Genomic DNA, 13,638 nt, shown 5'->3' on the forward strand with positions numbered 1-13,638 from the left:
CCATAAAGGGGTGCGGCTGGGAGGTTCCGGCCGCGCCTTTTTCTCAAGTTTTCCCGAGTTCCGTCGCCCTCAGTCGGCGACCTTATCCGGAGATCCCTCATGTCTGCCACTCCTGCGACAGCGCGCCGTTCCTGGTACAAGCGCAATGAGATCGCCGTTACGCCCTGGCTGTTTCTTGCACCTGGTGTACTGTTCTTTCTGATCTATGTGATCTTTCCGATCTTTCAGTCGATCAACGTCTCTTTTTACGAGTGGGACGGTCTTGGTCAGGCGGAGTATGTCGGTGTTCGAAACTACGAAGAGCTTTATTGGGATGATGCTTTCTACACATCCCTGCGCAACAACCTGATCTGGTTGCTGCTGTATCTTCTGGCCATTCCAGCCGGTCTGATGATCGCGTTGTTCCTGAACCAGACCGTAGCGGGTATTCGACTGTATAAATCTTTGTTTTTCTTCCCGTTTGTGATTTCACAAGTGGTCGTGGGCCTTGTGTTTACATGGTTCTATGATCCGACATTCGGCCTTTTGAACCAATTCCTTGGGGTTTTCGGAATCAGTCCGATCAACGTGCTGGGTGACGAACGCTATGTGACCTACGGTATTATCGCCGCAGGGATCTGGCCGCAGACAGCCTATTGTATGATCCTGTATCTGACAGGCCTGAACGCGGTTGACCCTGAACAGATCGAGGCTGCGCGTTTGGACGGTGCCAAAGGGTACCGGATGCTGTGGCACGTGATCATTCCCCAGCTGCGTCCGGCGACATTTATCGCCTTTGTTGTGACCATCATTGGTGCGCTGCGCTCCTTTGACCTGATCTCGATCATGACAAATGGCGGCCCGTTTGGGGAAAGCCGCGTGTTGTCCTTCTATATGTTCGAGGTGGCGCTGTCGGAATATGGGTTCCGCATGGGCTATGGGGCCGCGATTGCTGTGGTGCTGTTCCTGATTATGCTCTGCTTCATCATCTACTTCCTGTGGTCCATGTACCAAGAGGAGCGCGGTCGATGAGCTTTAGAGCGAAAGTTGACGCAATCTGTGTCGGGTTTCCCGGCGCGGTGGCGTCAGACCCCGCAGCCGGGGATCTGGACAGCTGGAAAGTTGGCGGCAAGATGTTTGCTTGTTTTGGTGACAAGCTCGAAGGCGTGGCGGTCAAGACCGCCAACATCGAAGCCGCGACGATGCTGATTGATGCAGGCATCGGGTTCAAAGCGCCCTATTTCCACAAAAGCTGGATCCGTGTTGGTGAAGCGATCGCCGACGACGAACTGAAGCAACGTCTGGGCGTGTCCTATGACGAAGTGCGTTCGAAACTGACAAAGAAAGCGCAAGCCGAACTGGCGCCGCGCCTGGAGGATGTCTGATGTTTCCGACTCCGATTGAAAAAACCTCTCGCAGCTGGCAGCTGACCTATCAGACGCTGTTGCCGATGAGTCTTGTGCTGTGGTTGCTTCCGCTGGTGGCTGTTGCAGTGTTCTCGATCAAGCCTGACGCCGACTTTGTGCAGGGCAACTACTGGAGCTTGCCCAGCACGTTCAACGCCGTTGAAAACTATGGCAAAGTCTTCTTTGCCTCGGATATGCCGCGCTACTTGTTGAACTCGGTATTTATCACCGTGCCGACTGTGATTGGCTGTGTGATCCTTAGCTCCATGACGGGCTTTGCGCTGGGCGTTTATAAATTCCGCTCAAACCTCTGGGTTTTCTTCATGTTTGTTGCGGGCAACTTCGTGCCGTTTCAGATCCTGATGGTGCCTGTGCGCGACCTGACGCTGGACCTGGGGCTTTACAACACCAAGACCGGCCTTGTGCTGTTTCACATCGCCTTCCAAACCGGATTCTGCACGCTGTTCATGCGCAACTTTATCCGAGCGCTGCCCTATGAGTTGATCGAGGCAGCACGCGTCGAAGGCATCGCGGAATGGCGGATCTTCTGGTACGTGGTGCTTCCGTTGATGAAGCCCGCGATTGCGGCCATGTCTGTCTTGATCTTCACCTTCATCTGGAACGATTTCTTCTGGGCTGTGGTTTTGACACAGGGCGCAGAAAGTCAGCCAGTCACGGCTGGGATCACCTCGTTTAACGCGCAATACCGTGCGGCCTATCACCTGATGAGTGCGGGCTCTATCGTAGCTGCGCTGCCCCCAGTGGCGATGTTCTTTCTTATGCAGAGGCACTTCATTGCAGGCCTCACTCTCGGAGCAGTTAAATGACGAAAATCACGTTTATCGGCGCGGGTTCCACGATCTTCATGCAGAATATTGTGGGCGATGCGCTTCTGACGCCGGCTCTTGCTGACAGCCACTTTGCGTTGATGGACATTGACGCAGATCGTCTTGCCGAAAGCGAGATGGTCGTTCGCAAGATGATCGAGGCGACAGGCGCGGGTGCGACGGTCAGTTCTCATAATGATCGCCGCGCGGCGATGGATGGCGCCGACTTTGTCATCACCGCTTTTCAGATCGGCGGCTACAAGCCTTGTACGGTCACCGACTTTGAGATCCCAAAGCAGTACGGTCTGCGTCAGACGATTGCCGATACTTTGGGCATTGGCGGCATTATGCGCGGCCTGCGCACGGTGCCTGTGTTGTGGGATGTTGCGGCTGACATGCGTGCGTGCTGCCCGAATGCGACCTTGCTGCAATATGTGAACCCGATGGCGATCAACACTTGGGGTCTGGCCGAGCGGTTCCCGGATATCAAACAGGTTGGCCTCTGCCACTCCGTCCAGAACACGGTCGAGGAACTCGCCCACGATCTGGACATCCCAAAAGGCGACATTCGTTACAAAGTGGCGGGCGTCAATCACGTGGCATTCTTTCTGCGGCTGGAGCAGGTAGGCGTCGAAGGGATGCGCGACCTCTACCCAGCACTCCGCGCGGGGTATCGCAGTGGGTCCCTCCCAAAGGGACCCCTGCTGATGCCGCGATGCCCGAACAAGGTGCGCTATGAAGTGATGGATCAGCTGGGATATTTCTGCACGGAAAGCTCTGAGCATTTGGCGGAATATGTGCCTTGGTTCATCAAAGAGGGCCGCGACGATCTGATTTCAGAGTTCGGCATTCCGCTGGATGAATATCCAACACGCTGCGAAGAGCAGATTGCGGATTGGAAAACACAGGCTGCCGCCCTGAAAGCTGCAGGTACCATCGAGGTTAAGCGCAGCCACGAATTTGCGGCCGATCTGATGAATGCGATTGTCACCGATCAGCCCTATGTGGCCTATGGCAACCTGCCCAACACGGGCCAGATCCCGCAGCTTCCTTTGGGTGCGGCTGTTGAAACGCCGTGTCTGGTGGACAGCAACGGGGTTCAGCCAAGCGTGGTCACGGATATTCCGCCGCAATTAATTGCCTTGATGCGTACACAGATCAACGTTCAGGAACTGACAGTTCGCGCGCTTGTTGAAGAAAACCCAGAACATATTTACCACGCTGCCATGATGGATCCGCACACCGCTGCCGAACTGGACCTGCGCCAGATTCGTGCCATGGTGGACGATCTGTTGGCCGCACACGGAGAGTGGTTGCCCGCGTGGTGCCGCCCTGCAAAAGCCGCATAGAAAGACGACAATGACAAAAGAAAAACGAAATCGCGGTTGGTATGGAAAGCTCGACAAAGACGGGTTCATCCATCGGTCTTGGATGAAAAATCAGGGCTTTCCGGATCACGTCTTTGACGGGCGTCCGGTGATTGGCATCTGTAACACGTGGTCGGAACTGACGCCCTGTAACTCTGGTCTGCGCGATTTGGCCGAGGGTGTGAAACGCGGCGTGTGGGAGGCTGGTGGTTTTCCCGTCGAATTCCCTGTGATGTCACTGGGTGAAACCCAGATGAAACCAACTGCGATGTTGTTTCGGAACCTGCTGGCGATGGATGTCGAGGAATCGATCCGCGCCTATGGCATGGATGGCGTTGTGCTACTGGGCGGCTGTGACAAGACCACGCCGGGTCAGCTGATGGGGGCGGCCTCGGTGGATCTTCCAGCGATCGTTGTGTCGTCGGGTCCGATGCTGAACGGAAAGTTCAAAGGCGAAGACATCGGTTCAGGCACCGACGTCTGGAAGTTCTCAGAGCAGGTGCGCGCAGGCGAAATGACGCTGCAGGATTTCATGAACGCGGAGTCCGGAATGAGCCGCTCTAAGGGTGTGTGCATGACGATGGGTACCGCCTCGACAATGGCGTCTTTGGTCGAAGCGATGGGGATGTCGCTGCCCACAAACGCGGCATTGCCCGCGGTGGATGCGCGGCGCATGGCTTTGGCGCATATGACAGGCCGCCGGATTGTCGAAATGGTCGAAGAAGATCTGAAACCATCCGACATCATGACTAAAGAATCCTTTGAAAACGCGATCATGACCAATGCTGCGGTCGGTGGATCGACCAATGCGGTCGTTCATTTGCTTGCTTTGGCAGGGCGCGTTGGCGTCGATGTCACCCTCAAGGATTTCGAGCTGGGCGGCGAGATCCCTCTGTTGGTGAACTGTATGCCGTCGGGCAAATATTTGATGGAAGATTTCTGCTATGCGGGTGGGGTGCCTGTGGTGCTGAAAGAGCTTGGCGATCGCTTGCGGCCGGCCAAAACCTGTCTGGGGGGCGATATTTCGGTCTATGCGGACGGGGCAGAATGCTACAATTCCGACGTGATCCGCTCGATGGAAGATCCGCTGAAACCTGCGGCCGGTCTTAGAGTGTTGCGCGGCAATCTGGCGCCCAATGGCTCTATTGTGAAGCCATCTGCGGCCACCGACGCACTGTTGGAGCATGAGGCCGAGGCCTTTGTGTTTGAGTCTATTGAGGATTTGAAAGCGAACATCGACCGCGATGATCTTCCTGTGACGCCCGACACTATTCTGGTGCTGAAAGGCTGCGGCCCAAAGGGGTATCCGGGCATGCCCGAGGTGGGCAACATGCCCATTCCCGGCAAGCTGGTGAAACAGGGCGTGCGCGACATGATCCGCATATCGGATGCACGCATGTCTGGGACGGCCTATGGCACGGTGATCCTGCATGTCAGCCCCGAGGCGAATGCGGGCGGCACGCTGGCTTTGGTGAAAACCGGCGACAGAATTCGCGTTTCTGCCTCAAACGGTTCGCTTGAATTGCTGGTGGATGATGCCGAATTGGAAGCGCGCCGCGCAGCTTGGGAACCCGAAGCACCGCATTACACGCGCGGCTATGCCAAAATGTACATCGACCATGTTCTGCAGGCCGACAAGGGAGCCGATCTGGACTTTCTTGTGGGCAAAGACACGCGCCCTGTTACGCGGGAGAGCCACTGATGTCTGCGACCTTTCACGACCTCAAGGGTAAGTCCATTTTTATCACCGGAGGCGGCTCGGGCATTGGGGCGTTTCTGACCGAGGGCTTTCTGGCGCAGGGCGCTCAGGTGGCCTTTGTTCAGCGTTCGGACTCGACGGCCTTTTGTGACGAGATGGAGGCCAAGCACGGCGCGCGTCCTTTGTTCATCAAATGCGATATCACCGATATCGACGCACTGAAGGCGGCGATCTCGCAATCGGCTCAGGCCCATGGCGACATCGATGTGTTGGTGAACAACGCTGCCAATGACAAACGTCACTCCGCTGCTGAGGTCGATACAGAGTTCTTTGACTGGATGATGGCGATCAACCTCAAGGCCTATTTCTTTGCCTGTCAGGCCGTGGCCGAGGGGATGAAGGCCAAAGGCGGTGGGTCCATCATCAATTTCAGCTCGATCTCTTATATGATGGGCAACGCGGGGTATCCGCTCTACACCACGGCAAATTCCGGTATCAACGGTATGACACGCAGTCTTGCGCGTGAATTCGGACCTGACAAAATCCGCGTGAATGCTCTCGCGCCGGGGTGGGTTCTGACGGACAAGCAAAAAGAGATGTGGGTGACGCCCGAGGCGCTTGAGGCGCATCTGTCGCGGCAATGCTTGAATGACACGCTCTCGCCCGAAGACATTGTCGGCGCGACCTTGTTCCTGGCCAGCGAAAGCAGCAAAATGATGACCGGACAAGCGATGGTCGTTGACGGCGGAGTGGTGGTTACAGGATGACATTGGACAAGGCTGCTTTGGTGGCGGTGGATTGGGGCACAACCAATCTGCGCGTTGCGGTTTTGGATGCAGATGGCGTGGTGCTGGACAAGCGCAGCTCGGACAAAGGCATGGGAAGCCTTGCGCCAAACGAGTTTGAACCCGTTTTGCTCGCGCTGATCGACGATCTTTTGCAGGACGGCGCGGTTCTGCCGGTGATTTGCAGTGGCATGGTCGGCGCTCGGCAAGGTTGGCAAGAGGCGCCTTACGCCAAAGCGCCCTGCGCTGCATCGGGTGGCGCTTCTGCGTTGCGCGTTGCCACCCAGGATGCCCGTGTCGACGTCTGGATTCTGCCCGGCGTTCAACAGGATAAACCCGCCGATGTCATGCGCGGTGAAGAGACCCAGATCGCCGGGTTTCTGGCCAAGTTCCCAAAGTTTGACGGTGTGATTTGCCTGCCGGGGACGCATACAAAATGGGTGCGCATCAGCGCCGAAGAGATCGTGAGCTTTCAGACCTATATGACGGGCGAAATGTTCTCGCTGTTGTCCGGCCAGTCGGTGTTGCGGCATTCTGTAGGCGCCGATGCCATGGATATCGCAGCCTTTCACGAGGCCGTCGGTGACGCCATGAGCCGCCCGCAGGCGGTGTCCAGCAAGCTGTTTTCGATCCGCGCGGAAACCCTGCTTGCGGATCTGCCGCAGGAAACGGCACGCGGGCGTTTGTCGGGGTATCTGCTGGGCCTCGAGCTGGCCGCAGCGCGCCCATATTGGTTGGGCATGGACGTGGCTTTGGTGGGCGATCTTGCGCTCTGTGGCCTTTATAAAGATGCGCTCGAGGCGCAGGGATGCCCGTCGCGCATCCACGACGTTTCAGATTTGACAGTCGCCGGCCAATGGGCGGCATATTTAACGATCAAGGACAAGCTATGAGCCGGAATATCATTGCCATTCTTCGCGGTGTTTTGCCCGAAGATGTTGTTGCGATCTGTGAAGAAATCCTTGCGGCGGGCATTGACCGTATCGAGGTGCCTCTGAATTCACCCGAGCCTTTTGACAGCATCGGACGCGTCGTTGCGGCCATGGGGGATCGTGCGCTGATCGGGGCGGGCACGGTGTTAACGGTTGAAGACGTGGATCGCGTCAATGAGGTCGGGGGGCGTTTGATCGTTTCGCCTGATTGCAATCACGCGGTCATCGCGCACACCAAGGCGCTGGGTCTGCAAAGCTATCCGGGGGTGATGACCCCGACCGAGTGTTTCGCTGCACTGGCCGCAGGTGCCGACGGGTTGAAGTTCTTTCCGGGCGACATGATCGGCCCTGCAGGGCTGAAGGCCGTGCGCGCCGTATTGCCTAAGGGCACCGAGGCCTATGCCGTCGGCGGCGCTCATCCCGGCAACTTCAAAGAATGGGTTGCGGCGGGGGCTACCGGCTTTGGCATCGGATCGGCCATTTTCAAACCCGGCGACAGCCCAAGCGATGTGCGCGCCAAAGCGGATGCGATCGTGGCAGCCTATGACGAGGCGCTGGCATGACATCTGTCTATGACACACGGTCCTGCGTCTTGGGCGAGGGCCCAATGTGGCATCCGGAACGCCAACAGCTGTTCTGGTTTGATATTCTCGGCCGCAAGCTTCTAAGCCGGACAGGCAACCAGCTGATGGAATGGCAGTTTGACGAATATGTCTCTGCCGCAGGATGGGTGGATCAGGACACGCTCTTGATGGCTTCGGCCAGTGGGTTGTCGAAATTTGACATCGCCACCGGCGCGCTGGATCTGGTCGCGGCACTCGAGGACGATAACCCCGTGACGCGCTCTAATGACGGGCGCGCTGATCCGCAGGGGGGCTTTTGGATCGGCACGATGGGCGTGAACGCCGAAGACGGGGCTGGTGGCATATATCGCTATTACCGGGGCGAGCTGCGCAAGCTGTTTTCGAACATCACGATCAGCAATGCGATCTGTTTTTCGCCGTCTGGCGATATCGCCTATTTCTGCGATACGCCGACGCGCCAGATTATGGCGCAGACGCTGGACGCCCAAGGCTGGCCGTTGGGGGATCCCACCGTGTTCGTCGATCTGAACGATGCCGGAGTGAACCCCGATGGGGCCGTTGTAGATAGCGAGGGCAACCTTTGGAACGCGCAATGGGGCGCGCATCGGGTCGCGTGCTATGGCGCGGACGGGGTCCTGATGCAGACCGTGGCCTTTGCTGCCGAACAGATCAGTTGCCCGGCCTTTGGCGGTTCAGATCTGAAAACGCTCTATGCGACCTCCGCAGCCGAAGGGCTTGACGGGGACGCAGAAGGGCGGACCTATTATCACACCTTCACAGATGTCGTCGGTCAGGCCGAGCATCAGGTTATTTTGTGAGCAACACATGAAACGCAGTTTAGGTACCTGTTATTATCCCGAACACTGGGAGCCTCAGATCTGGGCGGATGATGCCGCGCGCATGGCAGAGGCCGGGCTGACCTGGGTTCGGATCGGCGAGTTTGCGTGGTCTCGATTGGAGCCCACGCCCGGTGATCTGCGGTTTGAGTGGTTGGATCAGGCGATTGATGTTCTTGGGTCTGCGGGACTCAAGGTTGTTTTGGGAACACCGACTGCCACACCGCCGCGCTGGATGGTCGACAAACACCCCGACATGATCGCATTGGATGCAGAGGGCAAACCACGCGGGTTCGGCTCGCGGCGGCACTATTGCTTTTCGCATCTTGGCTACCGCGAAGAATGCGCGCGCATCGTCGCTCTGCTGGCGGAACGTTACGGCGCGAACCCCCATGTTGCGGCTTGGCAGACGGATAATGAATACGGCTGTCACGACACAACAATTTCCTATTCAGACGCCGCGCGCCGCGGGTTTCAGGCATGGCTTGCGGATCGCTATGGCTCGGTCGAAGATTTGAACGCTGCTTGGGGCAATGTTTTTTGGTCGATGGAGTACAATCGGTTTGACCAGATCGATCTGCCAAACCTGACAGTTACAGAGCCTAACCCCGCGCACAGCCTGGCATTTCGGCGATATACCTCGGATCAGGTCGTCGCGTTCAACCGGCTGCAGGCCGATATCATCCGCGACCATTCAAGCGCGCCGATTGCCCACAATTACATGGGCCGGATCACCGACTTTGATCATTTCAAAGTGGGCGATGATTTGGAAATCGCCAGTTGGGACAGCTATCCCATGGGGTTTCTGGAAGACCGCGTTGGCGCCGACAAGGCCCATCAACGGGCCTTCGCGCGACAGGGTGATCCGGATTTTCAGGCCTTTCACCATGACCTCTATCGCGCCGTAGGGCGCGGGCGTTGGTGGGTGATGGAGCAACAGCCGGGTCCGGTGAACTGGGCGCCCTATAATCCGGCACCACTGGATGGAATGGTGCGCCTGTGGTCTTGGGAAGCCTTCGCGCATGGGGCCGAGGCCGTATGTTACTTCCGCTGGCGACAGGCCCCTATGGCACAAGAGCAAATGCACGCGGGGCTTTTGCGACCTGACAGCCAAGAGGCGCAAGCGATGCAAGAGGTGCGCCAAATTCGCGACGAGCTGGTGGACTCCTCCGAGGTGCAGCCCCAGCAGGCGCGTGTGGGTCTGATCTTTGACTATGATGCGGATGCGGCCTGGGCGGTGCAGCCTCATGGTGCGGGTTTGGATTATTTTGGTCTGGTGTTTGACGCCTATAAAGCATTGCGGAAACTTGGGCTGTCGATCGATATCTTACGTCCTGAAACCCGAGATTTCGCTGGCTATGATTTGATCCTCGCGCCGGGCGTCATGCATATGTCTGATGATCTGAAGCAGGCTCTATCCCAGCTGGATGCGCAGGTTTTGATGGGGCCGCGCACGGCTGCGCGTGATCAGGATATGACCATTCCCGTGCCTCTGCCGCCTGCGATTCCAGGCTTGGATATCACTGTGGATCGCGTGGAATCGCTGCGACCTGACTGTCCGGAGGCGTTGAACCCAAGTGGCGCCTTCAAAGGGTATCGCGAGGTTCTGACAGGGGCGGCCAACGTGACGTTGCGCACCGAGGATGGGTTGCCCGCGGTCATGTCGCAAGGCCCGCTGCATTATCTGGCAGGGTGGCCCGATGCCGAAGGGTGGAAGACCATTTTGACCCCGCTGTGCGCGCAGGCTGGCCTTGAGGTCATCGACCTTCCCGAGGGCCTGCGTCGGCGCGATACGGCGACCGAGACCTTTTGGTTCAACTATGCCGCCACGCCGCAACAGCTGGGCGGGCGGGTGTTTGAGCCTGCCTCGGTTGTGCGCGATCCCCGCACCTAAGCGTCGCTGGTAAACAAGTCCGTGTCGCGCGTTTTTTAGAGCAAATATCGCCCATCGCGCAGGCTTCCTGATGAAGACGTGGAGTCTCATTGGGAGGTTTGTGATGACGCGTGCGACGTGGAACCATTTGTTGGCCGAGGTGAAACGCATGCATGAGGCGGACGCAGCGCTTATGGCGTTCTGTCCGTTTCCTGATGACGTCACGCCTCAAGAGGTGCGCCATTTTCACATCCCGCCTCAGGATCTGATGCAGCAGGAAGACGGCTTTTCAGATCCCGAAACGCCGCTGCGGCGCGCCTTTATCGCCGCAGCAGACCTCGCGCAGTGGCGTGAGACCTACAAGGACACGGACATTGGCGATGACTTTATGGATCGCTTTGGGTGCTATTGTCTGATCGGCGAGGGCGGCGCTTTTCACAGCGCGAAAATGGCGGCGTGGGTGGTCTATATGCCCGCGCATTTGCACTATCCCTGGCACCACCATCCCGGCGAAGAGATGTACCGCGTGATCGGTGGCGCGGCGCGTTTCTTTCGCAAAGACATGCCAGAGGAATGGCTGACAAGCGGGCAGACGTGTGAACATGCCTCTAATCAGCCGCATGCGATGGAGACCGAGGATGAACCGGTTATGGCCTATGTGATCTGGCGCAACGGGTTTGACACACCGCCGGTGCTCACGCGCTAGCGATAGACCGGATTTGACCACGCACGATGGCCTGTTTCATCCACGATCGTGATGCGCATCCAGGGCGATCCGCGCAACCGCTCAAGCGGCACTTCGGTGTCCGTCATGTCCGTACCATGTACACAGAATGAGTGAGACCCTTTGCCCTGCACAATCACCGCTTTCACAGGCGATGTGCGCACGGTGACACGGTCTTCTTCCCAGACAATTCCGGTGAAATCCGGGCCGGTTGACGAATAGTAATGCCCGGCTTTCAATGCATCCAACAGCGCCTGCGGTGTGTTTTCCGCAGCCTTCACCATGACCCATCCGCCAAAGCTGTCCGGTTCACTGAAGTGGGCGTCATCTGTTGCGCATAGGTTCAATTGGCGACCCGCCGTCAGAAGTTGGTCCAGCATATAGTGGCCGTTCGCTCGGTCGCAGTCGACGCCGCAGGTGTGGTTATAGACCTCGACCGCATGGGCCGCTTTGATGCTGTTTGCATCGCCAAAGCTCATGCCGCCCCATTCAGGGTGCGCGATGGCGACATAGGCGCCGGCATCCCACGCGCGTTGCGCAAGCTCGGGGCCGGTTTCTTGGCCGGCGACGGGATGAAAGCTGGGGGAATGTGAGGGTGCAAAATCCTCTGGAAGACCGACCGCCAGAATGTGCCACAGCTCGCCGTTTTCCATGGCGCCTGAATGCAGCTCGGCCCCAAGGATCGTGGTGAAACTGTCCGTTCTAAAGGGCTTGGTGTCAGCAATCGGATAGTTGTACTCGCCCACAAAATGATCGGTCAGCGCCAGAAAATCATAGCCTTCGTCCTGATACCTCTGGCAAACCTCGGCAGGGCTTAGGACACCATCTGACAGGTCAGAATGGGTGTGCAGGTTGCCGCGCCAGAAGCGGCCGGGCAGATCGAAAATAGACTGTGTCACAGGGCTGTCCTCGCTGTTTTACCCCCGATATGCGACAAGTGTAATCGCGGTATGACGTGCTGGTGAATTGGAAAATTTTTGGTCAAAGGGTCAGGTTATTTTGTGTGTGCTGACGCGGTTTCGGTTTTAGACTTTGCTCAAAGATGCATCCTAGGAACTTTGACATGAAAACCCATGCACAGGCAGTGGTCATCGGCGGCGGGCTGGTCGGCTGTTCGATCCTTTACCATTTGGCGAAACTTGGCTGGACCGATGTCGTTCTCTTGGAGCGTGACGAGCTGACGTCTGGCTCGACCTGGCATGCGGCCGCGGGGATCCACGGGTTGCATGACAACAACAACATCACCCGTATCCAGCACTATACGATGAACCTCTACAAAGAGCTGGAACAGGAAACCGGTCAGGGCTGTGGCGTTTTTCAACCTGGCTCGCTTTATCTGGCGCAGACGCAGGAACGGGAACACCAGCTGCGGCTGCAGGAAGCCAAGGCCAAATACTACGGGCTGAATTTCTATGAAATCAGTCGTGAGCAAGCCAAAGAGCTGCATCCTTTGGCGCAGTTTGACGATGTGCGCTGCATCATGTTTGAACCCGAAGGCGGCAATGTCGACCCCTCTGGCGTGACCCATGCTTATGCGGCTGGCGCGCGGGCCATGGGCGCGACGATCGAACGGTTCTGCCCCGTGATTGGGACCGAGCAACAGTCTGACGGGTCGTGGATTGTGCGCACTGAGAAAGGCGACATTCACACGCAATGGGTGGTGAACGCAGCAGGATTGTGGGGGCGCGAAGTTGCCGCGATGGCGGGGCTGACGCTGCCGTTGCAACCTACAGAGCACCAGTATTTCGTCACGGAAACCATTGACGAGGTCGCGGCCATCGGACGCCGCCTGCCGTCGATTGCGGACCGCGACGGCGAGTATTACTTCCGCCAAGAGGGCAACGGCTTTCTGATCGGCGCCTATGAAAAAGACATGCGGTTCTGGGCGGAAAACGGCACACCGTTGGATTTCGCGCATGATTTGTTCCCAGACGATCTGGACCGCATCATGGAGAACGTGATGCGCGCCGTTGAGCGTGTGCCCTGTGCGGAAACCGCCGGAGTCAAGCGCGTCATCAACGGTCCAATGATCTGGAGCCCCGATTCCAGCGCGCTGTGGGGGCCGGTGCCTGAGCTTAAGAACTACTTCCTTGTTGGTGGCATCATCCCCGGATTTAGCCAGTCGGGTGGTCTTGGCCTGTTGGCCGCGCAATGGATGATCGACGGAGAACCTCAGTACGACATGTTCGCCTGGGATCTGGTGCGGTTTGGGGACTGGGCCGATGCCAAATTCACCAAGGCGCGGGTCGAGGACCAATATGCCAACCGCTTTGCCATCCATTTCCCCAACGAGGAACGCAGCGCCGGACGCCCGGCGCGGGTGCGTCCGGCTTATGAGATGCAACAAGAGATGGGCGCGGTCTTTGGGCTGAACTGCGGTTGGGAGCATCCTTTGTGGTTTGCCGATCAGCCGGGTGTGTCAGATACCAACAGCTTCACGCGTCAGAACTGGTGGGCGCCTGTTGGGCGCGAGTGTGAAATGCTGCGGGAAAATGTGGGTATCATCGATATCTCGAACTTCGCCAATTATGTGATCAAAGGTCCGGGCGCGTTTGAGTGGCTGGACAAGCTGATGGCCAACAAGATCCCGACGGTTGTTGGCCGCTCTTGCCTGACCCCGATGATT

At 57.7% G+C, this 13,638-nt stretch carries 13 protein-coding genes; 12 read left to right on the forward strand and 1 reads right to left on the reverse strand.

Annotated features, from left to right (window positions below):
• Positions 1–99: 99 nt before the first annotated feature.
• The 11 genes from ACEQWH_RS01900 (at position 100) to ACEQWH_RS01950 (ending at position 10,994) form a co-directional block, all read left to right on the forward strand.
• Positions 100–1,011, forward strand: a complete 912-nt coding sequence (locus ACEQWH_RS01900) for a carbohydrate ABC transporter permease (protein WP_370227780.1) — start codon at positions 100–102, stop codon at positions 1,009–1,011.
• A complete protein-coding gene (locus ACEQWH_RS01905; protein ID WP_370227782.1) occupies positions 1,008–1,364 on the forward strand; it encodes an MmcQ/YjbR family DNA-binding protein in 357 nt (118 codons plus the stop codon). Before ACEQWH_RS01900 ends, ACEQWH_RS01905 begins: the two co-directional genes overlap by 4 nt.
• Positions 1,364–2,212: a carbohydrate ABC transporter permease gene (locus tag ACEQWH_RS01910; protein WP_370227784.1), complete on the forward strand. Its 849-nt coding sequence runs from the start codon at positions 1,364–1,366 to the stop codon at positions 2,210–2,212. Before ACEQWH_RS01905 ends, ACEQWH_RS01910 begins: the two co-directional genes overlap by 1 nt.
• The gene (locus ACEQWH_RS01915; RefSeq protein WP_370227786.1) at positions 2,209–3,561 is read left to right on the forward strand and encodes an alpha-glucosidase/alpha-galactosidase; all 1,353 of its coding nucleotides are present in this window, start codon (positions 2,209–2,211) and stop codon (positions 3,559–3,561) included. The genes ACEQWH_RS01910 and ACEQWH_RS01915 overlap by 4 nt, the downstream gene beginning before the upstream one ends.
• Before the next feature lie 10 nt (positions 3,562–3,571).
• Complete coding sequence (locus ACEQWH_RS01920) at positions 3,572–5,281, forward strand: IlvD/Edd family dehydratase (protein ID WP_370227788.1); 1,710 nt, start codon at positions 3,572–3,574, stop codon at positions 5,279–5,281.
• Complete coding sequence (locus tag ACEQWH_RS01925; protein ID WP_370227790.1) at positions 5,281–6,045, forward strand: SDR family NAD(P)-dependent oxidoreductase; 765 nt, start codon at positions 5,281–5,283, stop codon at positions 6,043–6,045. The genes ACEQWH_RS01920 and ACEQWH_RS01925 overlap by 1 nt, the downstream gene beginning before the upstream one ends.
• Positions 6,042–6,956: a 2-dehydro-3-deoxygalactonokinase gene (locus tag ACEQWH_RS01930; RefSeq protein WP_370227792.1), complete on the forward strand. Its 915-nt coding sequence runs from the start codon at positions 6,042–6,044 to the stop codon at positions 6,954–6,956. Before ACEQWH_RS01925 ends, ACEQWH_RS01930 begins: the two co-directional genes overlap by 4 nt.
• A complete protein-coding gene (locus tag ACEQWH_RS01935) occupies positions 6,953–7,558 on the forward strand; it encodes a 2-dehydro-3-deoxy-6-phosphogalactonate aldolase (RefSeq protein ID WP_370227794.1) in 606 nt (201 codons plus the stop codon). Before ACEQWH_RS01930 ends, ACEQWH_RS01935 begins: the two co-directional genes overlap by 4 nt.
• The gene (locus tag ACEQWH_RS01940) at positions 7,555–8,397 is read left to right on the forward strand and encodes an SMP-30/gluconolactonase/LRE family protein (protein WP_370227796.1); all 843 of its coding nucleotides are present in this window, start codon (positions 7,555–7,557) and stop codon (positions 8,395–8,397) included. The genes ACEQWH_RS01935 and ACEQWH_RS01940 overlap by 4 nt, the downstream gene beginning before the upstream one ends.
• Positions 8,398–8,404: 7 nt before the next feature.
• Complete coding sequence (locus ACEQWH_RS01945) at positions 8,405–10,309, forward strand: beta-galactosidase (protein WP_370227798.1); 1,905 nt, start codon at positions 8,405–8,407, stop codon at positions 10,307–10,309.
• Positions 10,310–10,412: 103 nt separating this feature from the next.
• Positions 10,413–10,994, forward strand: coding sequence for a dimethylsulfonioproprionate lyase family protein (locus ACEQWH_RS01950; RefSeq protein ID WP_370227800.1), 582 nt, complete (start codon positions 10,413–10,415; stop codon positions 10,992–10,994).
• On the opposite strand, the gene ACEQWH_RS01955 is transcribed toward ACEQWH_RS01950, so the two are convergent.
• The gene (locus ACEQWH_RS01955; RefSeq protein ID WP_370227802.1) at positions 10,991–11,911 is read right to left on the reverse strand and encodes a PHP domain-containing protein; all 921 of its coding nucleotides are present in this window, start codon (positions 11,909–11,911) and stop codon (positions 10,991–10,993) included. The two genes, ACEQWH_RS01950 and ACEQWH_RS01955, sit on opposite strands and share 4 nt — an antisense overlap.
• Before the next feature lie 164 nt (positions 11,912–12,075).
• On the opposite strand from ACEQWH_RS01955, the gene ACEQWH_RS01960 reads away from it, so the two are divergent.
• A partial coding sequence (locus ACEQWH_RS01960; RefSeq protein ID WP_370227804.1) for an FAD-dependent oxidoreductase occupies positions 12,076–13,638 on the forward strand: 1,563 nt, incomplete at its 3' end.

Source organism: Cognatishimia sp. (assembly GCF_964229375.1).
Classification (GTDB): domain Bacteria; phylum Pseudomonadota; class Alphaproteobacteria; order Rhodobacterales; family Rhodobacteraceae; genus Cognatishimia.